General features: G+C 63.8%; 25 protein-coding genes. 12 read left to right on the top strand and 13 right to left on the bottom strand.

The window, feature by feature from the left end:
• Positions 1-20 precede the first annotated feature (20 nt).
• From HY852_RS13565 to HY852_RS13545, 5 genes are all read left to right on the top strand, one after another.
• A complete protein-coding gene (locus HY852_RS13565) occupies positions 21-968 on the top strand; it encodes a SurA N-terminal domain-containing protein (RefSeq protein WP_291605230.1) in 948 nt (315 codons plus the stop codon).
• 3 nt (positions 969-971) lie between these two features.
• Positions 972-1,979 carry a 4-hydroxythreonine-4-phosphate dehydrogenase PdxA gene (pdxA, locus tag HY852_RS13560; protein ID WP_291605228.1) on the top strand — a complete coding sequence of 336 codons (1,008 nt, stop codon included), beginning with the start codon at positions 972-974 and terminating at the stop codon, positions 1,977-1,979.
• A complete protein-coding gene (gene rsmA, locus HY852_RS13555; protein ID WP_291605226.1) occupies positions 1,976-2,863 on the top strand; it encodes a 16S rRNA (adenine(1518)-N(6)/adenine(1519)-N(6))-dimethyltransferase RsmA in 888 nt (295 codons plus the stop codon). The genes pdxA and rsmA overlap by 4 nt, the downstream gene beginning before the upstream one ends.
• Positions 2,854-3,912 carry an alcohol dehydrogenase gene (locus tag HY852_RS13550; protein WP_291605224.1) on the top strand — a complete coding sequence of 353 codons (1,059 nt, stop codon included), beginning with the start codon at positions 2,854-2,856 and terminating at the stop codon, positions 3,910-3,912. The genes rsmA and HY852_RS13550 overlap by 10 nt, the downstream gene beginning before the upstream one ends.
• Positions 3,913-4,907: 995 nt before the next feature.
• Positions 4,908-5,504 (top strand): hypothetical protein, encoded by a 597-nt coding sequence (locus tag HY852_RS13545; protein WP_291605223.1) that lies wholly within the window; start codon positions 4,908-4,910, stop codon positions 5,502-5,504.
• Here the strand turns inward: HY852_RS13545 and gmk are convergent.
• From gmk to HY852_RS13500, 9 genes are all read right to left on the bottom strand, one after another.
• A complete protein-coding gene (gene gmk / locus HY852_RS13540) occupies positions 5,437-6,096 on the bottom strand; it encodes a guanylate kinase (RefSeq protein ID WP_291605221.1) in 660 nt (219 codons plus the stop codon). The two genes, HY852_RS13545 and gmk, sit on opposite strands and share 68 nt — an antisense overlap.
• Before the next feature lie 3 nt (positions 6,097-6,099).
• Positions 6,100-6,987 carry a YicC/YloC family endoribonuclease gene (locus HY852_RS13535; protein ID WP_291605219.1) on the bottom strand — a complete coding sequence of 296 codons (888 nt, stop codon included), beginning with the start codon at positions 6,985-6,987 and terminating at the stop codon, positions 6,100-6,102.
• A gap of 111 nt (positions 6,988-7,098) precedes the next feature.
• A complete protein-coding gene (gene mltG / locus HY852_RS13530; protein ID WP_291605217.1) occupies positions 7,099-8,400 on the bottom strand; it encodes an endolytic transglycosylase MltG in 1,302 nt (433 codons plus the stop codon).
• Between the two features lie 126 nt (positions 8,401-8,526).
• The gene (gene fabF / locus HY852_RS13525) at positions 8,527-9,792 is read right to left on the bottom strand and encodes a beta-ketoacyl-ACP synthase II (RefSeq protein WP_291605216.1); all 1,266 of its coding nucleotides are present in this window, start codon (positions 9,790-9,792) and stop codon (positions 8,527-8,529) included.
• A 100-nt stretch (positions 9,793-9,892) separates the two neighbouring features.
• Positions 9,893-10,132, bottom strand: a complete 240-nt coding sequence (locus HY852_RS13520) for an acyl carrier protein (RefSeq protein ID WP_006610957.1) — start codon at positions 10,130-10,132, stop codon at positions 9,893-9,895.
• A gap of 299 nt (positions 10,133-10,431) precedes the next feature.
• The gene (fabG, locus tag HY852_RS13515) at positions 10,432-11,169 is read right to left on the bottom strand and encodes a 3-oxoacyl-[acyl-carrier-protein] reductase (RefSeq protein WP_291605215.1); all 738 of its coding nucleotides are present in this window, start codon (positions 11,167-11,169) and stop codon (positions 10,432-10,434) included.
• A gap of 10 nt (positions 11,170-11,179) precedes the next feature.
• The gene (gene fabD, locus HY852_RS13510) at positions 11,180-12,139 is read right to left on the bottom strand and encodes an ACP S-malonyltransferase (protein ID WP_291605214.1); all 960 of its coding nucleotides are present in this window, start codon (positions 12,137-12,139) and stop codon (positions 11,180-11,182) included.
• 103 nt (positions 12,140-12,242) lie between these two features.
• A complete protein-coding gene (locus HY852_RS13505) occupies positions 12,243-13,268 on the bottom strand; it encodes a fatty acid desaturase family protein (RefSeq protein WP_291605213.1) in 1,026 nt (341 codons plus the stop codon).
• Positions 13,265-13,987, bottom strand: coding sequence for a TetR/AcrR family transcriptional regulator C-terminal domain-containing protein (locus HY852_RS13500; protein WP_291605212.1), 723 nt, complete (start codon positions 13,985-13,987; stop codon positions 13,265-13,267). The genes HY852_RS13505 and HY852_RS13500 overlap by 4 nt, the downstream gene beginning before the upstream one ends.
• Positions 13,988-14,329: 342 nt before the next feature.
• Here HY852_RS13500 and rpsF point away from each other — a divergent pair, with 342 nt between their 5' ends.
• The 4 genes from rpsF (at position 14,330) to rplI (ending at position 16,810) form a co-directional block, all read left to right on the top strand.
• Positions 14,330-14,809, top strand: a complete 480-nt coding sequence (gene rpsF, locus HY852_RS13495; RefSeq protein ID WP_291605211.1) for a 30S ribosomal protein S6 — start codon at positions 14,330-14,332, stop codon at positions 14,807-14,809.
• 5 nt (positions 14,810-14,814) lie between these two features.
• On the top strand, positions 14,815-15,054 hold the full coding sequence (gene rpsR, locus HY852_RS13490) for a 30S ribosomal protein S18 (protein ID WP_291605210.1): 240 nt from the start codon (positions 14,815-14,817) through the stop codon (positions 15,052-15,054).
• Positions 15,055-15,183: 129 nt separating this feature from the next.
• Positions 15,184-16,158 (top strand): hypothetical protein, encoded by a 975-nt coding sequence (locus HY852_RS13485; RefSeq protein WP_291605209.1) that lies wholly within the window; start codon positions 15,184-15,186, stop codon positions 16,156-16,158.
• A 46-nt stretch (positions 16,159-16,204) separates the two neighbouring features.
• Positions 16,205-16,810 carry a 50S ribosomal protein L9 gene (rplI, locus tag HY852_RS13480; RefSeq protein ID WP_291605208.1) on the top strand — a complete coding sequence of 202 codons (606 nt, stop codon included), beginning with the start codon at positions 16,205-16,207 and terminating at the stop codon, positions 16,808-16,810.
• Between the two features lie 57 nt (positions 16,811-16,867).
• Here rplI and HY852_RS13475 read toward each other — a convergent pair whose 3' ends face one another.
• The 3 genes from HY852_RS13475 to HY852_RS13465 all read right to left on the bottom strand — a co-directional run bounded on the left by HY852_RS13475 (position 16,868) and on the right by HY852_RS13465 (position 19,006).
• Positions 16,868-17,314, bottom strand: a complete 447-nt coding sequence (locus HY852_RS13475; protein WP_291605207.1) for a PaaI family thioesterase — start codon at positions 17,312-17,314, stop codon at positions 16,868-16,870.
• Complete coding sequence (locus HY852_RS13470; protein ID WP_291605206.1) at positions 17,311-17,919, bottom strand: TetR/AcrR family transcriptional regulator; 609 nt, start codon at positions 17,917-17,919, stop codon at positions 17,311-17,313. The genes HY852_RS13475 and HY852_RS13470 overlap by 4 nt, the downstream gene beginning before the upstream one ends.
• Positions 17,920-18,010: 91 nt before the next feature.
• The gene (locus tag HY852_RS13465) at positions 18,011-19,006 is read right to left on the bottom strand and encodes a hypothetical protein (RefSeq protein ID WP_291605205.1); all 996 of its coding nucleotides are present in this window, start codon (positions 19,004-19,006) and stop codon (positions 18,011-18,013) included.
• A 285-nt stretch (positions 19,007-19,291) separates the two neighbouring features.
• Here HY852_RS13465 and HY852_RS13460 point away from each other — a divergent pair, with 285 nt between their 5' ends.
• The 3 genes from HY852_RS13460 (at position 19,292) to alr (ending at position 24,097) form a co-directional block, all read left to right on the top strand.
• Positions 19,292-20,542, top strand: a complete 1,251-nt coding sequence (locus HY852_RS13460) for a cyclopropane-fatty-acyl-phospholipid synthase family protein (RefSeq protein WP_291605204.1) — start codon at positions 19,292-19,294, stop codon at positions 20,540-20,542.
• A 773-nt stretch (positions 20,543-21,315) separates the two neighbouring features.
• Complete coding sequence (locus HY852_RS13455) at positions 21,316-22,818, top strand: replicative DNA helicase (protein ID WP_291605203.1); 1,503 nt, start codon at positions 21,316-21,318, stop codon at positions 22,816-22,818.
• A gap of 52 nt (positions 22,819-22,870) precedes the next feature.
• Positions 22,871-24,097, top strand: coding sequence for an alanine racemase (alr, locus tag HY852_RS13450; RefSeq protein ID WP_291605305.1), 1,227 nt, complete (start codon positions 22,871-22,873; stop codon positions 24,095-24,097).
• A gap of 5 nt (positions 24,098-24,102) precedes the next feature.
• Here the strand turns inward: alr and HY852_RS13445 are convergent, their stop codons facing one another.
• Positions 24,103-24,342, bottom strand: a complete 240-nt coding sequence (locus HY852_RS13445) for a cysteine rich repeat-containing protein (protein WP_291605202.1) — start codon at positions 24,340-24,342, stop codon at positions 24,103-24,105.
• Positions 24,343-24,362 lie beyond the last annotated feature (20 nt).

Raw genomic sequence — 24,362 nt, 5'->3', positions numbered from 1 at the left:
CTCAATTCACCTTGGCTGACATGCGTACGACAGACATGACGACCTTCACGCCGCTCAACCGTCTCCTGTTTTTCGTCCTGGTCCTTGCACTGGCCCTCACCGGCAGCACCGGCCTGCTGCACGCACAATCCATCGTCGTCATGGTCAACGGCGAGCCGATCACGGAGTTCGACATCGAGCAGCGCGCGAAGCTTGAAGTTCTGGTTTCGCACAAGCAGCCGGCCCGCCAGGAGGTGATCGACACGCTGATCAACGAAAAGGTAAAGATCAAGGAAGGCAAGAAGTACGGCGTCGCCCCGACCTCTTCCGATGTCGAGCAATCCTATGCGCAGATGGCATCGCGGATGCGGCTGACGTCGGACCAGCTGACAAAAACGCTCGAGAGCAAGGGAGTCCGGGCCGAAACGCTCAAGAGCCGCATGAAGGCGGAGATGGTGTGGAGCAGCCTGGTGCGCGGCCGCTTCAAGGAGCGTCTGCAGGTCGGTGAGAAGGACGTCATGTCTGCCGTGCAGGCGCAGAGCGGCGACAAGCTGCAGATCGAAGGTTTCGAATACAAGATGCAGCCTGTCGTCCTGATCGTGCCGCGGGGATCGCCGCAGGCCACTGTCGACGCGCGACGCAAGGAGGCCGAGGCGCTGCGCAGCCGGATACAAAGCTGCGGCGAAGCCAATTCCTATTTTCGCTCGATGCAGAATGGCGCGATTCGGGAGATGGTGACCAAGAGTTCGGCGGACCTGCCCGAGGCCCTTCGCAAGGTTCTCGACGATACTCCGGTCGGCCATCTGACTCCGCCGGAGGTGACCAAGCAGGGTATCGAAATGGTGGTGCTGTGCGCGCGCCAGCAGACCATGATCGACACGCCGAAGAAGCGGGAAATCCGCGAGAAGATGTTCGTCGAGAAGTACGAAACGACGTCGAAGAATTATCTCCAGGAAGTCCGCAAGGCGGCGATGATCGAATATCGCTGACCCATGGCCCAGCCCCTCGCGCTGACATTAGGCGAACCCGCCGGCATCGGACCCGACATCACCATCGCCGCCTGGGTACGGCGCGATGAGCTGAAACTGCCGGCCTTCTATTTGCTCGGCGACGAGCAATGCATCGCCGAACGCGCAAAGGCGTTAGGCGCGGACATCAGGATCGCCACGGTCGCCAGCGAACACGCCGCGGCGACGTTCGCGGACGCGTTGCCGGTCGTTCCGACCGGAGAGATCGCAACGGCCGCACCCGGCCAGCCTGACGAGACAAGCGCCGCGGCGGCCCTGGCTTCGATCCGCCAGGCCGTTGCCGAAGTCGTGTCAGGACGCGCCGCCGCGGTCGTGACCAATCCGATCGCCAAGAGCGTGCTTTATCGCTCGGGCTTCCGCCACCCCGGACATACCGAATTTCTTGCCGAGCTTGCCGCGGTCGGCGGCCGCGCACCGCAGCCGGTGATGATGCTGTGGTCGCCCGTGCTCGCGGTCGTTCCGGTGACCATCCATGTTGCCCTGCGCGAGGCCCTGGCGCAGCTGTCGACCGAGTTGATCGTTTCAACGGTGCGCATTGTCGCGGCGGCGCTCCAATCCCGGTTCGCCATCCCCCGCCCGCGAATTGCGATCTCCGGTCTCAACCCGCATGCCGGCGAGGACGGCTCGCTCGGCACCGAAGAGCAGACGATCGTGGCGCCGGCGATCGAGATGCTGCGCCGCGAGGGCATCGAGGTCAAAGGTCCCCTGCCCGCCGACACCATGTTTCACGAAGCCGCGCGCAAGACCTACGATTGCGCAGTCTGCATGTACCACGACCAGGCCCTTATCCCGATCAAGACGCTCGCTTTCGACGAGGGCGTCAATGTCACGCTTGGGCTGCCGTTCGTCCGTACTTCGCCCGACCACGGCACCGCGTTCGATATCGCCGGCACCGGCAGAGCCAATCCTGCAAGCCTGATCGCCGCGTTGAGGCTTGCCGCGCGAATGGCGGGAACACGACCTTCCGCATGAGCGCCATCGACGACCTGCCGCCGCTTCGCGAGGTCATCCGCCAGCACTCGCTATCGGCGCGCAAGTCGCTCGGCCAGAACTTCCTGCTTGATCTCAACCTGACGGCACGCATCGCGCGCGCGGCGGGTCCCCTGGAGGACACGACAGTCGTCGAGGTCGGGCCCGGCCCCGGCGGGCTGACCCGCGCGCTGCTCGCGCTCGGCGCCCGCCGCGTGATCGCGATCGAGCACGACGAACGGGCAATTCCGGCGTTGCGGGACATTTCGGCGCGCTATCCCGGGCGGCTCGAAATCGTGTGCGCGGATGCGCAAAGTTTCGACCCCAAGCCTCTGCTCGCAGGGGAAAGGGCCAAGATCGTCGCCAACCTGCCCTACAACATCGCAACCGCGCTTCTGGTCGGCTGGCTGTCGATCGAGCCCTGGCCGCCCTGGTACGAGATGATGGTGCTGATGTTCCAGCGCGAGGTTGCGATGCGGATCGTGGCGCACGAAAGCGAGGAGGCCTATGGCCGGCTCGCCGTGCTGGCAAACTGGCGCGCCGAGACCAGGATCCTGTTCGACATCTCGCCGTCAGCCTTCGTGCCGCCGCCCAAGGTGACCTCCTCCGTCGTTCGCCTGGTGCCTCGGCACAGCCCTGAGCCGTGCGAGCGGAAATTGCTCGAGAAAGTCACCGGGGCGGCATTCGGCCAGCGCCGCAAGATGCTGCGGCAGAGCCTGAAGTCGCTGGGCGTCGATCCGGCGCGGCTGGCCCTCGCTGCGCATGTCGATGCGACGCGGCGCGCCGAAACGATTCCCGTCGCGGGCTTTGTTGCCATGGCGCGCGAATTGGCCGATATACGCAGGGAAAACCCGGCAGAAAATCAAGGAGGAAGCAAATGGCGCTAATGCATCGGCAGTCTTTGGTCAAATTCGATGCGCCGTTGTGCGAAACAATCGTGGAGACCCCCAAGCCGAAGGGCAAGGAAGTCCTGGTGCGCATCGAGCGCTGCGGGCTGTGTCACTCCGACCTGCACATCCAGGACGGTTATGCCGATCTCGGCGGCGGCAAGCGGCTCGACACCACGCGCGGCATGACGCTGCCGTTCACGCTCGGGCACGAGATCGCCGGCGTGGTCGAAGAGGTCGGCGCGGACGTTGCCTCGAGCCTGGTCGGCGCCAAGCGAGCGGTGTTTCCCTGGATCGGCTGCGGCCAGTGCCGGGATTGCCTGAACGGCGACGAAAATCTCTGCGTGAAGAACCGCTTCCTCGGCGTCTCCATCGATGGCGGCTTTGCCAGCCATGTCCTGGTGCCGGATGCAAGATATCTCCTGGAATACGACCCGTTGCCGATCAACCAGGCCGCGACCCTGATGTGCTCCGGCGTCACGGCCTATGGCGCGTTGAAACGCCTGGTCGACCGTCCGCGACAGCGCAATCTGCTGCTGATCGGCCTGGGCGGCGTCGGTATGATGGGCCTGTCATTCGCGCAGTCGATGTTCAAGCAGAAGATTTCAGTTGCCGATCTCAGCCCCGCCGCGCGGGAGACCGCGCTGAAGAACGGCGCCTCGGTCGCCTACGATCCGTCCGAGCAGGACATCGTCAAGCGCATCATGAAGGAAACCGAGGGCGGTTTCGACGAGGTGGTGGATTTCGCCGGCAACGAGAAGTCCATGGCGTTTGCCGTCTCGGTGGTCGCGCGCGGCGGAAAGATCGTGGTGTCCGGACTGATGGGCGGAAGTTTCAACCTGCCGATGGTGCAGTGGATCTACAAGCGCATGACCATCGAGGGCTTCATGGTCGGAACGCTGGCCGAGGGTCACGAACTGATGGCGCTTGCACGCGCCGGCAAGATCAAGCCGACCCCGATGCGTGAGGAGCCGATGGCCGACGTCCAGAAATGGATCGACGCGCTGCGCGGCGGCAAGGTCGTCGGCCGGATCATGTTGAAGAACTGATCGATCAAGCCGTCTCGACTGATCCGGCGAAGCCATCGCGTCTGATGGTTTCGCCGGTTGTGCTCGCATGCGAGATTCGCTCGCCGCGTGTTGACGCGCCTTGCCCGGGTCCCCCTGCTGCCAAATTTGCGCGCCGCAGCGCCGTCGGCCGTTTCAAGGCATTACCATCAGCAGCCTCCGACATCTGTCAGGCCGCAGCGGCTCCGGAACCCTCCGGCAATCCGATGGATTTTTCGGCCGTTTGACGGCCTCCAAACAGCAATTCGCCTCAACCGCACGCCTGAAGCGTGGGCCCGAATTAAGCCTCATCCTCTCCGGAATTGCGGCCCATTGCGACCCAACTCTTCCCAGAGATTGGGACCATGTGAAGCGTTGCGTATGCGTATCCGGAGGCGTCCATGGCCAGTCGAGCCGCGAAGTTCATTTCCGCCATATTCGCCAGCGTCATTGCTGGCGCACCCGTGGCGACGATGTCTCAGAATGCTCCCGCTGCGCCCACAGCGACGACGTCCCAGGATGCTCCCGCTGTCGCCGACGAATGCCTGCCCGCGGCCAAGGGCGCCGCGCCGCAGGGCCAGCACTGGTATTATCGCCTCGAACGCGGGACCAAGCGTCAGTGCTGGTATCTGCGTGAAGAGGGCGACAGGGCCTCACAAGGCACGGCGAGTAAAGCGGCTGTGACGGAGAAACCGGTTACGCAAAGGGCCGAGGCGCCTCCGCCGCGTTCGCTGCAGGACGCGCGTGCCGAGATACCGAGGCGAGCGGCATCCGATCAGGACACCACCGGATCTATCGCGCATGCGCCACCTGCCGGCCCTGCGCCAGTGCTTCCGCGGGCAGACGCAACCAACAACGGCCTACAGCTTCCCCCCGTCGACTCGCGCTGGCCCGATGCGACCACCAATGATATCGCCGTCAGCTCACCCGCAACGCCGCCTGCCGCCAGCGTGAGCGCGCGGCAAAGGCAGCACTCAGCGCCCTCGCACGCCCCTGCGATGACTCTCGCCGCAGCCGACGTTCCGATTGAGACGCCGACCGGCTCGATCCAGTTTCAAAAGCCGACCGCCTCGATTCAGATGCTGCTGCTCGTGGTGCTCGGCGCGCTTGGCATGGCCGGACTGAGCGGCAGCGTCATCTATCGCTTCGCCGGCTCGCGCAATCCGGTTCGCCACCGGGCAAGCCAGCGCCGACGCGTGAATTGGAAGCCACCCGCCGATAACAGCGGGGCACCATGGGTCAGCAAAGCATCGCCGCTCACGCCGCGCAGCCGATTCGCGTCCGAGCCCGAACGCATCCCCGAGCCTGTGCCTGCCCCCGAGCCTGTGCCTGCCCCCGAGCCTCTGCTTATGGCTGCCTCTGACCCGGAGACTGCGCCTGCGCCCGCCACTGACGCCGAGCCCGTACGGGACGAGCCCGCGCGCGAGCAGGATCCTGCACCGAGCGAGCAGGACGACGAGATCGATATCGACGAGATCACGAAGCTGCTGGAGCACCTGCTCAAAGAAGGGCCAAGGCTGGACCGTTCTATTGCTGCAGCTGGTTCTGCAGATTACGCACAAAGCCCACAAGCCCGATCCGGCGTTCGCGCTTGAGCCGCTCGGCTTTCAGGATGGATTGCACTTCGGCGAACGCGACGTCGATGTCGTGATTGATGACGATGTAGTCGTATTCAGCCCAGTGGCTCATCTCGTGGCTGGCGCGGCTCATCCGTTTGCGGATCACCTCATTGGAATCCTGCGCCCGGGAATGCAGGCGTTTCTCGAGATCGGCCGCTGACGGCGGCAGAATGAACACGCTGACCACGTCCGCCCGCGCCTTGTGGCGCAGTTGCTGCGTGCCCTGCCAGTCGATATCGAACAGCACATCCTGGCCCGCCGATAGCGCGGCTTCCACGGGAGCGCGCGGCGTGCCGTAATGGTTGTCGAATACGGTGGCCCATTCCAGCAGTTCGTCTGCCTTCACCATCTCCTGGAATCTTGTCTTGTCGACGAACAGATAGTCGTGTCCGTCGACTTCACCGGGCCGCATCGACCGCGTGGTGGCCGATACAGACATCTTCAGGCCCGGCATGCGCGAGAGCAATAGACGCGACAACGTGGTCTTACCCGCGCCCGATGGCGAGGACAGCACGAACATCAGGCCGCGCCGCTCGACCTTGTCAAAGCCGTGACTGCTCACCGTCATCCGTCACTCCAGATTCTGGACCTGCTCGCGAAACTGCTCGACCACGTTCTTCATGGCGAGCCCGGTGTTAGTCAGTTCGATATCGTTCGATTTGGAGCAGCAGGTGTTGACCTCGCGATGAAACTCCTGCGCCAGGAAGTCGAGCCGGCGCCCGATCGGACCGCCGTTGGAGATCAATTCGCGTGCCTGCGCGATGTGGGAGGCGATGCGGTCGAGTTCCTCGCGGATATCGGCCCTGCTCGCGATCAGGATTGCTTCCTGGTTGAGGCGGTCCGGATCGAACCGATCGGGAGTCTCAAGCAGCGTCGCAATCTGCTCGGCAAGACGCGCCTTGATCGCGTTCGGCTTGCGGCCGGGCGCGGCTTCGGCCCTCCTCGCCAGCACTTCGACCTCGTCCATGCGCTGCTTGAGAATCAGCCCGAGCGTATCGCCCTCGCGCCTTCGCATCCCGACGAGATCGGCGAGCGCCTTGTCGAAGGCAGTGGCGGCGGCGGCCGGCGCCGCCGTGTCCTCGGCCTCATCGCCGTACGGCGCGACCACCTCGATGACGCCCTTGATGCTCAGAAGACCGTCGATGCTCGGTGCTACCGCATCGATCTTGCCGGAGAGCTGGCTTGCCACTTTCAGGACCGCGGCCAGGACCTCCTCGTTGATGCGGATTGCCGCGACCGCGCTCGTTCGCTTGACGTTGAGATTGGCGTAGACCGTGCCGCGCACGAGCACCTCGCCGGCGCGCTTCTTGGCGTAGGCCTCCAGTTCGTCCCACCCCTGCGGCAGTCGCAGCCTGATGTCGAGCCCCTTGGCATTGACCGACTTCAATTCCCATTCGAACGTGTAAGATCCGCTTGCGCCATGGCTTCGCGCAAAGCCGGTCATGCTCGATAGCGCCATCAGGTAAAATTCTCCGGCAGTTAGATTCGCCGCAATAAAGCAGGCGGGAAACTTAGAACTTTTCTTCCCCAAAGTGGAATCGGCCGAGCAGTCGGTTAGCGCTGGCGAAGGCTAGCGCTGGACCACCGGGGCCGTGGGGCTCGTCTGCGCTGCCCCCTGGCGGGCAGGCGGCGCGGTTGGCGGCGCAGTTGGCGCAGTTGGCGTCGGTGGTCGGGCCGGTCTCTTCGGCTGCGGCGGCCTGGTCGTGGCAGTCGGGGCGGTGTCCGCGGCAGCAGGCGCCGCCGCAGCCGGCGGCGGCGACGCTTCCTCGGGAGGTTCGACCGTGTCGTTCTGGATCTGCTTTTCCATCGCCCGCAGCCTGCCGACGTTCTTCTGGTGCTGGTCGTAGGTCTCGGTAAAGGCGTGGCCGCCGGTTCCATCGGCCACGAAGTACAGGTCGCGCGTGCGCGCGGGGTTGGCGGTGGCTTCCAGCGAGGCGCGCCCGGGATTGGAAATGGGGCCCGGCGGAAGTCCCTCGATCACATAGGTATTGTAGGGCGATGGCTGGGTGATTTCACTGCGCTTGATCGGGCGGCCCAGCGTACCCTTGCCGCCGACCAGACCGTAGATGATCGTTGGGTCGGACTGCAGCTTGATTCTCTGTCGCAGTCGGTTGACGAACACGGCGGCAACACGGCTGCGCTCGTCGGCTCTGCCGGTCTCCTTCTCCACGATCGAGGCGAGCGTCACGAGCTGGTCGGGTGACTTGATCGGGAGGTCGGGACTGCGGCGTTCCCAGATTTCAGCCAGCGCACGTTTCTGCGCCTGCTGCATGCGCTGGATCACCTGCTCTCGCGTCGTGCCGCGCGGAAACTTGTAGGTCTCCGGCAACAACGTGCCCTCACGCGGAAACTCGCGCACGGTGCCCGTGAAGATGTCGTTGTCGGCCAGCCGCGCCACGATCTGTTCGGAGGTCAGCCCTTCCGGAATGGTGACGGCATGCTGAACGACCTTGCCCTCGACGATAGTTGCGATGACGTCGCGCAGGCTGGCATTCTTCTGAAACGCGTATTCGCCGGGCTTGAGGTCAGAAGAGGCTTTCAGGGCAAAGACACTGCCGATGAAGATCCACGGATTGACGTCGATTACGCCTTCCCTGTTCAGGACGTCGGCGATGTCGCGCTTGCCGGCGCGCGAGGGAATGTTGACGATCTTGTCTTCCTTCAGCGGGCCGGCCGCTTCGAGGATCTGCCTGCCATAATAGTAGCCAGCCCCGATGCCCAGCATCGCGATCAGTATAATCGTAATGATGGCGTTGCCGACCACCACAAAGGGATTGCGCGCGCGATCGGAGCGCTTGGGCGGCGGCGGGACCTTTTCAGGCTCCAGTGCCGCACGCGGACTCCGAGGGGAAATGGGCGGCCTTTCACTCATCGATGCAACCTGAATCCTGCCGGTCCAATCGTGGCCTGACAAATCGCTTGTCACGCCAATAGCACACGCCCGCAACTATGAGTTATCGCCGAATAAGGCAAAACGGTGGAATGATTCCAATCCCGGCTAACCGGCCACGCGCTTGAGGATGACCGACGCGTTGGTACCACCAAAACCGAATGAATTCGACAACACGATGTTGATCTCGCGTTCGCGCGCCACCTGCGGCACGAGGTCGATCGCAGTCTGGACCGAAGGGTTGTCCAGATTGATCGTTGGCGGCGCGATGTTATCGCGAATCGCCAGGATGCTGAAGATCGCTTCGATCGCACCAGCCGCGCCGAGCAGGTGCCCGGTCGAGGACTTCGTCGAAGACATCGAGACTTTCGAAGCGGCGTTGCCGAGCAATCGTTCCACCGCGCCAAGCTCGATTTCGTCGCCGACCTGCGTCGAGGTGCCGTGCGCGTTGATATAATCGATATCCGCAGCCGTGATGCCGGCGCGCTTGAGCGCTGCCGCCATGCTGCGATAGCCACCATCACCGTCGGGGGACGGCGAGGTGATGTGATAGGCGTCGCCGGAAAGACCGTAGCCGACCACCTCTGCGTAGATCCTCGCGCCGCGCTGCCTAGCGTGCTCATACTCTTCGAGCACGACGACGCCCGCACCCTCGCCCATGACAAACCCGTCGCGATCCTTGTCATACGGACGCGACGCCTTCTCGGGCGCGTCGTTGAACCCGGTCGAGAGGGCACGCGCCGCGCAGAAGCCGGCGATGCCGATGCGGGAGATCGGCGATTCCGTTCCGCCCGCCACCATCACGTCGGCGTCGCCGAGCGCAATCAGGCGGCTGGCGTCTCCGATCGCATGGGCGCCGGTCGAACAGGCCGTCACCACGGCATGGTTCGGTCCCTTCAAGCCGTGCTCGATGGAGACATAGCCGGAGGCAAGGTTGATGAGTCGCCCGGGAATGAAGAACGGTGACACCCGGCGTGGCCCCCGCTCCTTCAGAAGCACCGCGGTCTCGGCAATGCCGTTGAGTCCGCCGATGCCGGAACCGATCATCGTACCGCTCGCGCAGCGGTCCTCTTCGGTGGAGGGATGCCAGTTCGCGTCATCAAGCGCCTGGCGTGCCGCCGCCATCCCGTAGATGATGAAGTCGTCGACCTTGCGCTGGTCCTTCGGCTCCATCCACTGATCGGGATTGAACGTGGCGCCGGAACCGTCGCCGCGCGGCACCATGCAGGCGATCTGGCTTGGCAGATCGGAGACCTCGAAGGTGTCGATTTTCCGCGCGCCGCTCTCGCCATTGAGGATGCGTTTCCAGGTCGGCTCGACGCCGCAGCCAAGTGGCGACACCATGCCGAGGCCAGTGACGACAACCCGTCTCATACCCTCAACTCCGGATCAGGATTCTGCGGCCAATAGCAAGAAACCGGTGGACCGCTGAGTCGCGGCCCGTCCGGTTTCGCTATCAACCCGTGCGAGAGCCTCAGCTCTTCGCGTTCTTCTCAAGAAACTTGGTCGCGTCGCCGACGGTCAGAATGGTCTCCGCGGCGTCGTCGGGAATCTCACAGCCGAACTCTTCTTCGAAAGCCATCACAAGCTCGACGGTGTCGAGACTGTCGGCGCCGAGGTCGTCAATGAAGCTCGCGTTGTCGACGACTTTCTCGGGTTCAACACCAAGGTGCTCGACCACGATCTTCTTAACCCGCTCGCCAATCTCACTCATCGTTTAACCTCGTGTTGTTCCCTTAACACCCGACCCCGGGGACGATACGAGTCATCGTGGTCGTTAGCTGCTTTCGCAATCGCGCAAAACTTGAAGTGGGCCCCACCTTAGCCGACGCAGGCCCGCGAACGACGGCCAAGCTCCGCACCGCCAATATACAGGGTTTCAACATCCTGCAATGGCGTTCTTCGCCCACCCGCTGGACGGCCCGGTTATCATACTTCAACTCTCTTGACTACAAGCCTCAATTCGCTCCGAAAAACGACGCTTTGCCGCACCTCTCCGGCCCGGAAAACGGTTCAGATCATGGCCATTCCGCCGTTGATGTGAATCGTCTGGCCGGTGACATAGCCTGCTTCGTTCGAGGCGAGGTAGACGGCCGCGGCGGCAATGTCCTCGGGCGTACCGAGCCGGCCTGCCGGAACCTTTGATAGGATGGCTTCGCGCTGCTTATCGTTCAGCACATCCGTCATCGGCGTCTTGATGAAACCCGGCGCTATGCAGTTCGCGGTCACGCCGCGCTTGGCATATTCGGCACCCAACGTCTTGATCATGCCGATCAGGCCGGCCTTCGAGGCGGTATAATTCCCCTGCCCCGGATTTCCGGTCACGCCGACGACCGAGGTGATGGCGATGATGCGCCCGAATCGCTTGCGCATCATCAGTTTCGTCGCGGCACGCGCCAGACGGAAGGTCGCGGTCAGATTGACCTTGATCACCTCGTCCCAGTCTTCATCGCGCAGCTGGACGAACAGATTGTCGCGCGTGATCCCGGCGTTGGCGATGAGGATGTCAAGCTGGCCCATGGCCTGCTCGGCCGCCGGCACCAGCGCTTCGACTTCCTCCGCGTTGGAGAGGTTGCAGGGCAGCACGTGAGCGCGCTCGCCAAGTCGGGCGGCGAGTTCATCGAGAACCTCCCGCCGCGTTCCGGAAACCGCAACGGTGGCGCCTTGCGCATGAAGGGCAATTGCAATCGCGCCGCCAATCCCGCCGGTTGCGCCGGTGACGAGCGCCGTCCTGCCAGTCAAATCAAACATCGATTGCTCCTTACGCCGACTTCGCGGCGGCTAACGCATCCTTGGCCGCGGCAATATCGTTCGGCCCCCCCACGGCAACGCCGACCGCACCGTCGGCGATGCGCTTGACGAGGCCGGTAAGCACCTTGCCGGCACCGATTTCGAAGAAATGCGTGACACCTTTGCTCGCCATGTAGGCGACGGACTCGCGCCAGCGCACGGTACCCGTCACCTGTTCGACGAGACGCCGGCGAATTTCGTCGGGATCGGTGATTGCGCTCGCCAGCACGTTGGACACCAGCGGCGCAGCCGGCGCCTTTATGGTGACCCTGGCCAACGCTTCCGCCATCGCCTCGGCCGCCGGTTGCATCAGCCTGCAATGGAAGGGGGCGGACACCGGCAACAACATCGCGCGCTTGGCGCCCTTGGTCTTGGCGATCTCGACCGCACGATCGACGGCAGCCTTGTCGCCGGACACCACGACCTGCCCGCCGCCATTGTCATTGGCAGCCTGGCAGACCTGACCCTGGGCAGCCTCGTTGGCGACGGCCATGGCCGCCTCATAGTCCAGACCAAGCAGCGCCGCCATCGCACCCGCGCCAACCGGCACGGCCTTCTGCATGGCAAGGCCCCGGGTGCGCAGCAGGCGCGCGGTATCGGAAATAGTCAGGCTGCCGGCCGCGGCCAGCGCCGAATATTCGCCGAGCGAATGCCCGGCGACGAAGGCAGCATCCCGCCCGACGGAAAGGCCGGCCTCGCTCTCCAGCACGCGCAGGGTTGCCAGGGATACCGCCATCAGGGCCGGCTGCGCATTCTCGGTGAGCTGCAGCGTCTCGGCGGGCCCGTCCCAGATGGTGTTGGTCAGCTTTTCGCCCAGGGCCGCATCGATTTCCTCAAATACCGCCCGCGCCACCGGAAAGGCCTCGGCCAGGGCCTTACCCATGCCGACCGCCTGGGAACCCTGCCCCGGAAAAGTAAATGCTGCCGTCATCGGCGCTCCCTGAACGTCCAAAGTCCGTGAAACTTTGGCGGTAAGACACTGACCGGGGCCGGGATGTCAAGCCGCGGTCGGGTCCGGGGGCTGAGGAGCGCGCCTAGAAACCGGCAGCCGTCTGATCGGCGCCTACTTCCGCTCCCGCACTCGCCCGGCGCGCACTGTTGACCAACTGCCCCGGACGATCCTGGTGGTCAGGTTTGGCGGTCGCGAGCCGCAGTACGGCAAGGTAGTTCGGCTGCACCTCCATCCGGGCTGCATGCCTGCTTGCGCTGAGAATGCGGTGCACCCGCGGCAGGTTGTAGCATGGCACATAGAACAGCAGGTGATGCTCGAGGTGGTAGTTCACATAATAAGGCGCGATGAACAGCCGCTCGAGGAAGTTCGCGTGCGTGGTGCGGGTATTGCGCAACGGATCACCACTGTCGGGAACAACGGCGTGCTCGGCGATGTTGCGGATACGGGTGATGACCATCATCCAGGTGAGGAGCGGAACAAGCCATAACAACGGGTAGGCCCACCACACGCCTGCAGCTGCCAGCCCGGCAAACATGCCGGCATTGACGACGAACTGTGGCCCGAGCTTCTCCCAGAATTGTGCGGCGCGTTGCTGGAACGACCATTCCTTCGGCCCGAGTGCGTTGAGCAACTGCGCCTTGCGCTGCTGATAACCGGTTTGTCCCGTGATATCCCGAATGAACTTGCGGCGGTAGCTCGTCCTCGTGATCGGAAAAGGTGCCGACAAAACGAGATCGGGATCATCCTCCTGCTGCGTCCGCACATGGTGCTGCAAGTGATAGCGCCGATAGGCGCGCGTCTCGGCGAAAATCGGGTAGGCGCAGAGCCACTGACTCAGGGCCGAATTGGTCTTCTCGTCTGCCGAAAGACATCCGTGCGCACCGTCATGCATCAGGATCGCAAGCCCGAGCTGGCGCGAGCCGATGATCGCTACCGCAAACAGATAGGTCAGCGGATTGGGCCACCATGCCACCAGCGCGATCGCACCCAATATCAAGGCCCACGCATGGGCAATCAACGCGATGCCTTTCCAGGTCGAACGCTGCCGAACGGCGATGAGTTGATCTTCGGTCAGGAAATCGCGGGCACGAATGCGAAGTGCGGTCATGACGAAGTCTCCCCGTCGGGCGATATTGAGGGCGATGCGTCGCGATCGACGAGCCGCAAGGGCGCGCTGTCGCTCATGGAGGCGGTCGCTGCCTGCTCACCTATCGCGCGCAGCATCTCCTCGCACAGCTGGTCCGGCGAGCGTCCGATCGCGTAGCCTTCAAGGATCACTCCGATCGCAACCGCCCAGAACCGCCGCGAGGTCGCATCCGGATCGCGCAGGCTGCGCCAGCCGTGCCGCTCGATCTGACCCGCGTAGGCCCGCAGCCCTTCGCTGTGCAATCGCCCGATCGTGCGCTCGACCAGCGGTGCGAGATCCTGGCGGCGCCGAGTCAGAGTCAGGGCTTCGGCAAAGAAGGACACAGAATCGGTCGATGTCACGGTCTCGACGAGTGCGCGCGTGTAGTCCCGCGGCGTGCGCGCTTTGAGCGCCGCCTGTTCGGCCGCACGCGCCACGTAGAGCATGTCACGGCAGGCACACTCGACGAACAGCGCTTCCTTGGTGCGGAAGTAGTAGGTGATCTGGCTCGGAAAGGCGTCCGCGGCTGTGGCGATGTCGGCGATCGAGGTGCCCGCCAGCCCGCGCTCCTTGAACAAAGGGCTGGCGGCATCCAGCAGCAGCGAGCGCGTTTTGCGGCCGGCCGGGCGCGTGGCACGGGCGGCATGCTTCGGATTGCCAGCCGGTATTTCGGAAGGAGTTCGGACAGGCTCGGCTGCCATAGGAACCTCCAGATACCTCTTTGTATGCCATACAAACAAGGAGTCAAGGGAGGGATAAGGGAGGAGAAGCGGGTCGTTCCAGGGTGCGGTCTCCTGGCGAGACAGCCGACCGGATAGCTTGCCATCGGCCATAAAATGCGTATAAAGCGCGCCATCCGCAGATCCCGGCCGGGAGCTGAACGGACGGTCTCAGCAATTTCACCTCATCGGCGATTTTGATGTGGCAGGGCCAGTCGGCTCGTCGTCCCGTGTTCCCGCCTTCTGAGCTTATCCCGAGTCCTTTCCGAAGGTCTCGAAGGGCTTGTCGCCGGGTGAAGCGCCAACCGTATAGGAAAGGACACCATGCCTCTTTACGAGCATGTTTTTCTCGCGCGCCAGGACGCGAGCCCTCAGCAGGTCGAGGAGTTGACCACCCAGGTGACCGGGGTCGTCGAAGGTTTGGGCGGCAAGGTCACCAAGACGGAAAACTGGGGCGTGCGCTCGCTCACCTACCGGATCAACAAGAACCGGAAGGCGCATTTCGTGCTGATGAACATCGATGCGCCGGCGGCCGCGATTGCCGAGATCGAGCGCCAGGAGCGCATCAGCGAGGACGTGATCCGCTATCTCAGCGTTCGCGTCGAGGAACTTGAAGAAGGCCCGTCGGCGATGATGCGCAAGGCGGACCGTGACCGCGAGCGGGACGACCGTGGCGGTGGCTTCCGTGGCGACCGCGAGGGCGGTGGCTTCCGCGGCGAGCGTGACGGCGGTGGCTTCCGCGGCGACCGCGGCCCGCGACGGCCGCGTGAAGATGCCGAAACGCCGACGACGGACGAGGAGTAAGAACAATGGCTGAACCTGGTGCACGCCGTCCGTTTTTCCGTCGCCGCAAGAGCTGCCCGTTCACGGGTCAGAACGCGCCGAAGATCGACTACAAGGATTCCAAGCTTTTGATGCGGTACGTTTCCGAGCGCGGCAAGATCGTGCCGAGCCGCATCACCGCCGTATCGGCCAAGAAGCAGCGTGAACTTGCCCGCGCCATCAAGCGCGCGCGTTTCCTCGGCCTTCTGCCCTACGTGATCCGGTAACATTTTGCATTCGGGGCGGCGGCCTCACCGCTGCCGCCCGCAACAACCTTCATAAGGCGTCCGGGTCGTCCGGTCGCCGATGGTTGGGGTCCTTAGACCTCTAACCGCTCGAAAGGGGCGGGACAGCTGATGATTGGAACGATTCTCGTTGCCCTCATCGCCGGCTGCGCTTCGGCGCTGATGTTCGCCTCGATCACCTCGGGCGCGCTGATCTCGCTCGTCTTGATTTGTTTGGCGCCGATGCCGCTCATGGTGGCGGCGCTTGGGTGGGGATCGTTCTGCGTCATCACCGGCGGTCTCCTCGCTATGCTTGGGCTCGGCGCCGCCTTCGGCCTGCCTATCTCGATAGCCTTCGGCCTTTCCGTCGCACTGCCCGCCTGGTGGCTTGGACATCTTGCCCTGCTCGGCCGGCCGTCGTTCGGCACTCCGGGGCCCGACGAAGGTGCGCCTGCGGTCGCGCCGGAGCTCGAATGGTACCCGATCGGACGCATCCTGCTCTGGATCACCGCGCTCGCCGCGCTGGTTACGATGGCGTCATTGCTCAGCCTCGGCAGCGACGCCACCACGATCAGCGGCACCTTACGACGCAGTTTTGCGCATTCGCTCCGGGCCGTCACCAAGTCCGCGATCGGCGAAGACGATCCGGCCGTCCATGCCCTCGTCGCAGTCGTGCCCATCCTGCTCGCCATGTCCGGCGTGACAACGCTCACGCTGAACCTCTGGCTCGCCGCCAAGGTGACGGCGACCTCGGGACGGCTGCGCCGTCCGTGGCCGGACCTGAAAACGGTGACCCTGCCGCGAATGACGCTTGCGGTCCTGTGTCTTGCAATCGCCTTCTGCTTCACCGGCGGGCTGGTTGCGATCTTCGCCGAGATCGTCACGACGTCGCTGATGATGGCCTATGCGATAACCGGCTTCGCCGTGCTGCACACGTTGACGCTCGCGTTGAAGAGCCGTCCGTTCTGGCTCGGCTCGGCTTACGCCATCGTCGTGATGTTCGTCTGGCCCGTGCTTGCCGTGGTGCTCCTCGGGCTTGCGGACGCCGTGTTCGGCTTTCGCGAACGTTTCCTGCGCGGGCGGCCGCCACCGCTGCCAACACCCTGAATCTCAACCTCCAACCAGCTCACATCCGTTCAGAAGGAGAATCATCATGGAAGTCATTTTGCTGGAACGCGTGGCCAAGCTCGGCCAGATGGGCGAAGTCGTGCGCGTGCGCGACGGCTATGCCCGCAATTTCCTCCTCAAGCGCGGCAAGGCGCTGCGCGCCACCACCGAAAACAAGGCCAGATTCGAAGGCATGAAGGCCGAACTCGAGGTCCGAAACCTCGAGGCCAAGGGCGAAGCGGCCAAGGTCGCGGAGAAGATCGAGGGCCGCAACATCGTCGTCCTCCGCCAGGCTTCCGAGTCCGGCCAGCTGTTTGGCTCGGTCACGGTGCGCGACATCGTCGTCTCCTTCGAAGCCAGCGGCGTCACGCTGGCCCGTCCGCAGGTGCAGCTCGATGCGCCGATCAAGACCATCGGCCGGCACACGATTACGATCGCGGTGCACCCGGAGGTCGACGTCAACGTGACTGTGACGGTCGCGCGCAGCGTCGAAGAGGCCGATCGCATCAACCGCGGCGAGGACATCAGCCTGCGCCAGGAAGACAAGGATGCCGCCGCCGAGGCGCTTGCTGCGGCCGGCGAATTCTTCGATCCGGAAGCGCAGCACGAAGACGAGGTTGAGCCCGCACCGGCGACCGCGCCACAGCAGTAACGCTTTATTTCCAGACATCCTGCAAGAGCCCGGCCCACGAGGCCGGGCTCTTGTTCGTCAGGAGAGCTCCTGGTTGAGCATCGCGATCGACGCGAGTGCGGTCGCCGTGTGCTTTTCTACTCCGTTGCAAAGGCAGAATACGTCCGCTGCCACCACAGCGACCTGGCGTCCCGGCTTGATCACCCGCGCCCGGCAGATCAGCCGCTCACCGTCGGCTGGCGACAAAAGGTTTAGCTTGTACTCCGCCGTCAGCGCCGCCTGCCCGCGCGATGTCGCGGCCGCGATCGTGGTCGCGTTGTCGACCAGAAAGGCGGTCACGCCGCCATGAAAGAAGCCGTACTGCTGCAACAGTTCGGGCCGGCGCGTCACGGCAAGCGTGCATCCACCGCGCAACAGCTCGGTCAATTCCGCCCCGACCAGGTTCATGAAGCCCTGCCGGCTGACATTGTCGCGGATGCGTTCGGCGATCGGCGTGAAATCAGGATCGAGCGCGATTGCGGTCATGATGCAGCTCCGGTCATCTCTTTCGGTTGGGGAGGTGCCAACGCCCGGATCGCGCAGGCAACCAGGGTCTCGGCCTGTGACCGCGGATCGGCGCGGTCGCGGCCCGACAGGAAAGCGCGGCAAAAGATCTGTGCGGGTCCGATGAGCTGGCTGACGAACATCACCGAGGGCAGCGGCAGCAACTCGCCGCGCCTAACCAGCGGCGCGCGCCAGCGCTCGATGCCGTCGAGCAGGCGCGCGTTTTGCGCTCGTTGCGCATCGCGAACCACCTCCCCCCACTCGCTGCGCGAAATCTCGAACAGATAACGCGCCTCGCGGCGGTTGCTCACGACGAAATCCAGATGGGCCCGGATCAGCCGGTCAATGCCCTCCCGCGCGCCTGAAGCTGGATCGAGCGCCGCCAGCACCTCGGTGTGGTAGTGCTGCAGCACCTTGAGAAGCAAGGCGCCGCCGAGTTCTTTCTTGGAGGCAAAGAAATGGAAGAAGCTGCCGTTCGAGGCACGCGCCCGCGCGCGAATGGCGGCTACGGTCGCGCCGTCGAAGCCGTCGCGATCGAACACCGCCAATCCCGCCGCCAGCAGGTCCTCTCGTACTCTAGGCTTCATCGCTGGCCACCTCCTAGAGCATTACTCTAGAGCAATACTCCAGAGACGGTCAAGGCGGGGCGACGTCGGTGCGGCGCCGCTGACCAGCGGATTATTGGGAGATCGGGGGTGCCGGAGGACCAGCAGGAGCGACGGGTGGCGACGGCGGTGCTGAGGCCGCAACCGCGGGAGAAGGCTCTGGCGCCTTCGTTACCGCTGGTTCGGCGCTGCCGCTGGCGGCCGCGGATTCAAGCGGCTTGGCAGGGGCCGTGGACGCGGGCGTCACGGGCGGCACGGGGTCGGGCCGCAATATCGGAGTCCCCTCCTTGGGCGGTTCGGCCTTGGCCGATTCCGATTTGCCGGGCTCGGTCTTCGCAGCGTCAGGCTTGGTCTCGAGGGCAGGCTTTGTGCTCTCCGCCTTGCCCTCGTCCTTGCCGGTCTCGACCTTGGTGGTCTCGTTCTTCGGCTTTTCATCGGCCGCGGGTGGGCTTTGCTTGGCCGCCTCGCTCTTGGCGGCCTCTTCGCCTCCCGGCTTGCTGCGCTTGCTCAGCTTCTGCTTGGCGGAAAGCTTGCGACCGTCGGGACCACGTTCGTTCGCTGCCTCGGCCGGAATCTCCTTGGCGCCCTCCTGCGCCGCGCCCGGCCGCGCCTGCCGCTTGGCCTGAGCCGTCTCGGCGTCGGGCTTGGATTCCTCCGACCCTGCCACGTCCTGGGGTGGCCGCGGATTCTGACGGCGTCCGGAGCGATCGAGTTGATCAGGCGCTCCGCTCGGGGCTGCGCTGGAATTGGCCTCCTTGCCTCCTTTCGGCGGTTGCCCGCCGCTATAGCGGGTATCCGTCGCACCGTTGGAGACGAGGTAGGAAGCAAGTACCCCCGCCATGTCGGAACTGGTGGTGTAGTGCTGGCGCAGGAACCCCGGCAGGGAACTCGCCGGCACCGACTTCAACAATCCGCGAGGACTCTTGTGACAGGCGTTGCAGGTCTGGGCGAAGAGCTGGGAAGGGGTTTTTCCGGCCTCCAGGTTCGTGGCCTGAGCCCACGCGCGCTCGGCCACGGCGCAGCCGATCAGAAGCAAGACCGTCGCTAAACTGAGCGCTCGGCTCGACATTTCCCGTTTTCTCCAGATCCGGAAATCGTTTCCCAGCCGGCGCGCGGGGCGGCGCTGGAGCGGTTCACCTTTTACCGGATTATCCCGTGAAGGGAAGCATGCTCGTGCATTGTGCACGTGCTCACGACATTTCGAAATGTCTGCTTTGTGGCGAGGGACTAGTCAAGGACGGAACCCCATGATTATCTTTAATACAAGGTGCCCTGGGAACAAAGGCGCTCCGGGGGCGTCGTGTGGCGGCCGGGTTGTCGCATCTTTTCGAGTTCGCTCGACGGGGTGGTTTCGATGGACCGTTTGTTGCGCAAGTTTCTTGCTCAGTTCATTCGCCGCGGCTCAATGACCGTAATAACGGCAAGCGGTGAAAGGCTAAGGCTCGGGGACGGAACCGGGGCGCCGGTGGCAGTGCGCTTCCGGACAAAGTACTCGCAACGCAAGATTCTCCTTAATCCGGAGCTTGCGCTGGGCGAAGCCTATATGGATGGCAGCTTCGTCGTCGAACACGGCACGATTGCAGATGCAATCGCGGTCCTTTTCGATCAGCACGATGTGCTGCCGCACTGGGCAAAGCCGCAATGGTGGCTGCGCTACAGGACGCGGCACATCCGGCAGTTCAATCCACGCCGCCGTTCCCGCAACAACGTCTCCCACCACTACGATCTCGACGCACGGCTCTATTCCCTGTTCCTCGATGCCGACCGGCAATACAGCTGCGCCTATTTCGAAACGCCGGATGCCTCGCTCGACGATGCGCAGCTGGCCAAGAAGCGCCACTTCGCGGCAAAGCTCCTGATCAGCCGCGGCGACCGCGTGCTCGACATCGGCTCGGGCTGGGGCGGCCTCGGTCTCTATCTGGCGGAGATGTGCGGGGCCAACGTTACCGGCGTCACGCTTTCGATGGAGCAACTGCAGGTCTCGAACGCGCGTGCGGCCGAAAAGGGACTCGCCCAATCGGCGAAGTTCCTCCTGCAGGATTATCGCGACGTGAAAGGGCCGTTCGACCGCATCGTCTCGGTCGGCATGTTCGAGCATGTCGGGGTCAACTTCTACGACACCTATTTCAAGACGTGCGCCGAGCTGCTCACCGACAACGGCATCATGGTCCTGCATTCCATCGGCCGTTCGGAGGGCCCCGATTCCACCAATCCGTGGATCGCGAAGTACATTTTCCCCGGCGGCTACATCCCTGCCCTGTCGGAGGTGCTGCCGGCCATCGAGCGTGCGGGCCTCCTGGTCTGCGACATCGAAATCCTGCGGCAGCACTATGCGGAGACGCTGAAAGCCTGGCGGGAGCGTTTCATGGCGCGGCGCGAGGAAGCGGTGCAACTGTATGACGAGCGCTTCGCGCGGATGTGGGAGTTCTACCTTGCGGCCTCGGAGATGGCGTTCCGAAAGCAGAACATGATGAATTTCCAGATCCAGCTCACCAAGCGGCAGGGGGTGGTGCCGATAACACGCGACTACATCGCGCTTGAAGAGGCAAGACTCCGCGAGGTCGAGAGCGGCAGCTGGCCTAGGCTCAAGCTCGCCGGCGAATAGCGGCTAGTTCCTGAAGCTGTAGATGGAGGTCGGGTAAGAGCGAAGCGAAGCCGGGAGCGAAAGCTGCATGCGCAGTTGTTCCAGCGCAGCAGGCGAACTCAAGTCCAGCCCGGGTTGCAAACCAGCCCCCTCCTGCATGGCGCCAACCAGCATCGCCAGCCACAGCCGGCTACCCTGTTCCGACCGCCAGGACTGCGCCTCCTGTCGCATAGTCTCGCCTCGCCTATTCTTTTCCGGTTTCTCTCCGGTCGGGAGTCTTAGACGACCCTTAACCCACTATTTTGTTCCCATCAGGGCCGAAAAATTCGCTGCTGTGTGATTTGCTTCACACGGCGGCGGACCGTCCCTGGCCTAGACCTTCCTCATGCCGAAGAATGACCGATCCTCGTTCGATCTGCAGAACGACACCCATACCGACTACGCCCTTATCGCTGCCGGTATCGGCGCGGCTCTTGTCGCGCTGATCTACCTGCTCCTGATCTGACTCGCCGAAGATCGGCTGCCTAGTGCCACAGGCACCTTTAAGTACGTATGAATGGAACTGGTTAAGGTTCATCCCTCGCCCGCTTTGTGAGCTGGCAGCGATCGGGAACCGGCGCGCTCCGGGCAGCAAAGGCGTCAAGCGTTGACGTGGGCGTCAGACAAAGATTCACACTGGCCATTGTGTGAATCGGGCATAAGGCACATCAGGGCTTCCGACGCGCCTTAGACTGGCGCTTTATCCCCGGCCCGCAATCCCAATAACGACAATAGATCCAGATCGACTTGCGACAATGGCTTTGACCGATTCGAACGTTCTCAAGCTTGCTCCCGACGCCGCAACGCCGGCCTATCGGAGCGCGCCGCACAACATCGAAGCGGAGCAAAGCCTGTTGGGCGCGATCCTGGTCAACAACGACGCGTTCTATCGCGTATCGGACTTCCTGGAGCCGAAGCACTTCTTCGAGCCGCTGCACCAGACCATTTATGAGACCGCCGGCAGCCTGATCCGGATGGGCAAGGTCGCAACCCCCGTCACGCTGAAGACCTTCCTTCCGGCCGAAACCGACATCGGCGGCATGACGGTTGGACAATACCTCGCACGCCTCGCGGCGGAGGCGACCACCATTATCAACGCCCAGGATTACGGGCGCACCATCTACGACCTGGCGCTGCGGCGCGACCTGATCACCATCGGCGAGGACATGGTCAATGTCGCCTACGACGCGCCGGTCGATTTTGCGCCGAGGGCGCAGATCGAGGACGCCGAGCGCAGGCTCTATGAACTTGCCGAGTCGGGCCGCTACGACGGCGGCTTCCAGAAGTTCTCCCAGGCGCTGACCACCGCAGTCGACATGGCTGCCAAGGCCTTCCAGCGCGAGGGAAGGCTGTCGGGGATCGCTACCGGACTGCGCGATCTCGACACCAAGATGGGCGGCTTGCAGCATTCCGACCTCATCATCGTCGCTGGCCGCCCCGGCATGGGCAAGACCTCGCTCGCCACCAACATCGCCTACAACGTTGCCCGGGCCTATGAAGCCGAAGTGCAGGCCGACGGCACCATGAAGGCGGTCAATGGCGGGGTGGTCGGCTTCTTCTCCTGCGAAATGTCGGCCGAACAGCTCGCCACCCGCATCGTCGCCGAACGCACCGGAATTTCTTCCAGCAACATTCGCCGCGGCGGCATCTCCGAGGCGGATTTCGACAAGATCCGCGAAGTCTCGATCGAGCTGCAATCCCTCCCCTTCTTCGTCGACGAAACCGGCGGCCTTTCGATCGCGCAGCTGATGGCCCGGGCGCGGCGGCTGAAGCGGCAGAAAGGGCTTGATCTCATCGTCATTGACTACATCCAGCTGCTGCAGGGGTCGGGCAAGCGAGGCAACGACAACCGCGTCCAGGAAATCACCGAGATCACCACCAGCCTCAAGGCGCTCGCAAAAGAGCTGAACGTTCCGGTGATTGCCTTGTCGCAGCTCTCACGTCAGGTCGAGTCGCGCGACGACAAACGGCCGCAACTCTCCGATCTCCGTGAGTCCGGCTCGATCGAGCAGGACGCCGACGTCGTGCTGTTCGTTTTCCGCGAGGAATACTACCTCGCGAACAAGGAGCCGCGCGCCGGCACGCCGGAATACGAGAAATGGCAGCTCGACATGTCGCTGGTGCATGGCAAGGCCGAAGTCATTATCGGCAAGCAGCGCCACGGCCCGACCGGAACGGTTGAGCTGCACTTCGACGCGTCGGTGACGCGCTTCGGCGATCTCACGCATGACGACCAGCTGCCCGATCGCATTTATTGAATGCCTCGCGGTTGAACGGCGCCGCCGCCGCGCGTAAAACGGCCGCATGAATATAGCGTCCGACCCGAAGATCATCCCCCAAGGCGGCGTCCTGTCGCCGGAGGCAAACCAGGCCGCGGCACTGGCCCCCTATGGCGGCGTGCTCACCGTCGATCTCGACGCTATCGTCGCCAACTGGCGCAAGCTCGAGAAGACCGCGGTGCCGGCCGAATGCGGCGCCGTGATCAAGGCCAACGCCTATGGCTGCGGCATCGCGCCGGTCGCCGGCGCGCTCGCCAAGGCCGGCTGCAAGACATTCTTTGTAGCAACGCTCGAAGAAGCGCGCCTCGCGCGCGCCGCTGCGCCGTCAGCGGCCATTTACGTGCTGAACGGGTATTTCCAGAACACCGGCGACTATTACGCCAAGAACGACTGCAAACCGGTCATCGGCGACCTCAACGAGCTCGCCGAGTGGGACGTGTTCTGCCGCCGCACCGGCTGGTCGGGCGGGGCAGCGATCCATATCGACACCGGCATGAACCGGCTCGGCCTCACCATCGCGGAGGCGCAGGCCATCATTCCCCGAATCCATGCCGGCGACCATGGCATCACCCTGCTGGTGAGCCATCTCGTCGCCGCCGAGCTGCTCAACAACCCGGTTAACGCCAGACAGCTTGCAGCCTTTCGCCAGATTGCCAGCGAGTTCACGGGAGTACCGGCCTCACTGTCGAACTCCTCCGGCATCTATCTCGGCGCGTCGTTCCAGTTCGATCTGGTGCGTGCGGGGGCCGCGCTTTACGGCGTCAATCCCACGCCGGAAGCTGACAATCCGATGCAGCCGGTCGTCGAGCTGAAGGCGCGCATCATTCAGATCCGCAATATCGACCGCGGCGAGACCGTGGGCTATGGCGGCACCTGGACCGCGCGCCGTCCGACCAGGCTTGCCATCATCGCCACGGGTTATGCCGACGGCTACTTCCGCGCGGCCAGCGCCAATGATGGCACCCGCGGTGCCGAAGTCGTGATCGCCGGCAAGCGCTGTCCGATCGCGGGACGTATCTCGATGGACCTGATGGCCGTCGACATCACCGACCTGCCGCCGAACGCGGCGCGGCGCGGCCATATGGCGACCCTGATCGGCGAAGGCATTACCGTCGACGAGCTCGCGCATCATTTCGGCACGATCGCGTATGAGGTGCTGACGAGCCTCGGTCCGCGCTTTGCGCGGATTTACAAAGGCGGCAATGCGGAAACTCCGGCTGAACCGGCACCGGCTGTCGCTCCCGCGCCGTCCGACTGAACTGATTATTGCGCCTTCCTGCTGTCAATCGCCTTCTTGCTGTCAATCGCCTTCTTGCAGGCGTCGCTGAGCTGGGTACGCTGCTGGTTCAGGCACGCGACAACGCGACCTCCCCCTGGCGCGATACCGGCGCAGTGCTTGTCGTAGTCGGCCTTGCATACGCCGCGCTGGTCGGAACTCTGCGCAGCAACGGATCCGGAAAATCCGATGACGAACACGATGGCCGCAAAACTCAGTTTCGACATGGGATCTCCGATTCAGGGGA

Origin of the sequence: Bradyrhizobium sp. (genome assembly GCF_016213215.1) — a bacterium.
In the GTDB taxonomy this organism is placed as follows: Bacteria; Pseudomonadota; Alphaproteobacteria; order Rhizobiales; family Xanthobacteraceae; genus Bradyrhizobium.
Note: the sequence above shows the minus strand (reverse complement) of the source record. Positions and strands in the feature narration are given on the sequence as shown.

What these genes read in the sequence shown, in the direction of transcription:
- HY852_RS13565 (WP_291605230.1), top strand. Translation starts at nt 21, where the DNA reads ATGCGTACGACAGACATGACGACCTTCACGCCGCTCAACCGTCTCCTG.
- pdxA (WP_291605228.1), top strand. Translation starts at nt 972, where the DNA reads ATGGCCCAGCCCCTCGCGCTGACATTAGGCGAACCCGCCGGCATCGGA.
- rsmA (WP_291605226.1), top strand. Translation starts at nt 1,976, where the DNA reads ATGAGCGCCATCGACGACCTGCCGCCGCTTCGCGAGGTCATCCGCCAG.
- HY852_RS13550 (WP_291605224.1), top strand. Translation starts at nt 2,854, where the DNA reads ATGGCGCTAATGCATCGGCAGTCTTTGGTCAAATTCGATGCGCCGTTG.
- HY852_RS13545 (WP_291605223.1), top strand. Translation starts at nt 4,908, where the DNA reads ATGACTCTCGCCGCAGCCGACGTTCCGATTGAGACGCCGACCGGCTCG.
- gmk (WP_291605221.1), bottom strand. Translation starts at nt 6,096, where the DNA reads ATGACGGTGAGCAGTCACGGCTTTGACAAGGTCGAGCGGCGCGGCCTG.
- HY852_RS13535 (WP_291605219.1), bottom strand. Translation starts at nt 6,987, where the DNA reads ATGGCGCTATCGAGCATGACCGGCTTTGCGCGAAGCCATGGCGCAAGC.
- mltG (WP_291605217.1), bottom strand. Translation starts at nt 8,400, where the DNA reads ATGAGTGAAAGGCCGCCCATTTCCCCTCGGAGTCCGCGTGCGGCACTG.
- fabF (WP_291605216.1), bottom strand. Translation starts at nt 9,792, where the DNA reads ATGAGACGGGTTGTCGTCACTGGCCTCGGCATGGTGTCGCCACTTGGC.
- HY852_RS13520 (WP_006610957.1), bottom strand. Translation starts at nt 10,132, where the DNA reads ATGAGTGAGATTGGCGAGCGGGTTAAGAAGATCGTGGTCGAGCACCTT.
- fabG (WP_291605215.1), bottom strand. Translation starts at nt 11,169, where the DNA reads ATGTTTGATTTGACTGGCAGGACGGCGCTCGTCACCGGCGCAACCGGC.
- fabD (WP_291605214.1), bottom strand. Translation starts at nt 12,139, where the DNA reads ATGACGGCAGCATTTACTTTTCCGGGGCAGGGTTCCCAGGCGGTCGGC.
- HY852_RS13505 (WP_291605213.1), bottom strand. Translation starts at nt 13,268, where the DNA reads ATGACCGCACTTCGCATTCGTGCCCGCGATTTCCTGACCGAAGATCAA.
- HY852_RS13500 (WP_291605212.1), bottom strand. Translation starts at nt 13,987, where the DNA reads ATGGCAGCCGAGCCTGTCCGAACTCCTTCCGAAATACCGGCTGGCAAT.
- rpsF (WP_291605211.1), top strand. Translation starts at nt 14,330, where the DNA reads ATGCCTCTTTACGAGCATGTTTTTCTCGCGCGCCAGGACGCGAGCCCT.
- rpsR (WP_291605210.1), top strand. Translation starts at nt 14,815, where the DNA reads ATGGCTGAACCTGGTGCACGCCGTCCGTTTTTCCGTCGCCGCAAGAGC.
- HY852_RS13485 (WP_291605209.1), top strand. Translation starts at nt 15,184, where the DNA reads ATGATTGGAACGATTCTCGTTGCCCTCATCGCCGGCTGCGCTTCGGCG.
- rplI (WP_291605208.1), top strand. Translation starts at nt 16,205, where the DNA reads ATGGAAGTCATTTTGCTGGAACGCGTGGCCAAGCTCGGCCAGATGGGC.
- HY852_RS13475 (WP_291605207.1), bottom strand. Translation starts at nt 17,314, where the DNA reads ATGACCGCAATCGCGCTCGATCCTGATTTCACGCCGATCGCCGAACGC.
- HY852_RS13470 (WP_291605206.1), bottom strand. Translation starts at nt 17,919, where the DNA reads ATGAAGCCTAGAGTACGAGAGGACCTGCTGGCGGCGGGATTGGCGGTG.
- HY852_RS13465 (WP_291605205.1), bottom strand. Translation starts at nt 19,006, where the DNA reads ATGTCGAGCCGAGCGCTCAGTTTAGCGACGGTCTTGCTTCTGATCGGC.
- HY852_RS13460 (WP_291605204.1), top strand. Translation starts at nt 19,292, where the DNA reads ATGGACCGTTTGTTGCGCAAGTTTCTTGCTCAGTTCATTCGCCGCGGC.
- HY852_RS13455 (WP_291605203.1), top strand. Translation starts at nt 21,316, where the DNA reads ATGGCTTTGACCGATTCGAACGTTCTCAAGCTTGCTCCCGACGCCGCA.
- HY852_RS13445 (WP_291605202.1), bottom strand. Translation starts at nt 24,342, where the DNA reads ATGTCGAAACTGAGTTTTGCGGCCATCGTGTTCGTCATCGGATTTTCC.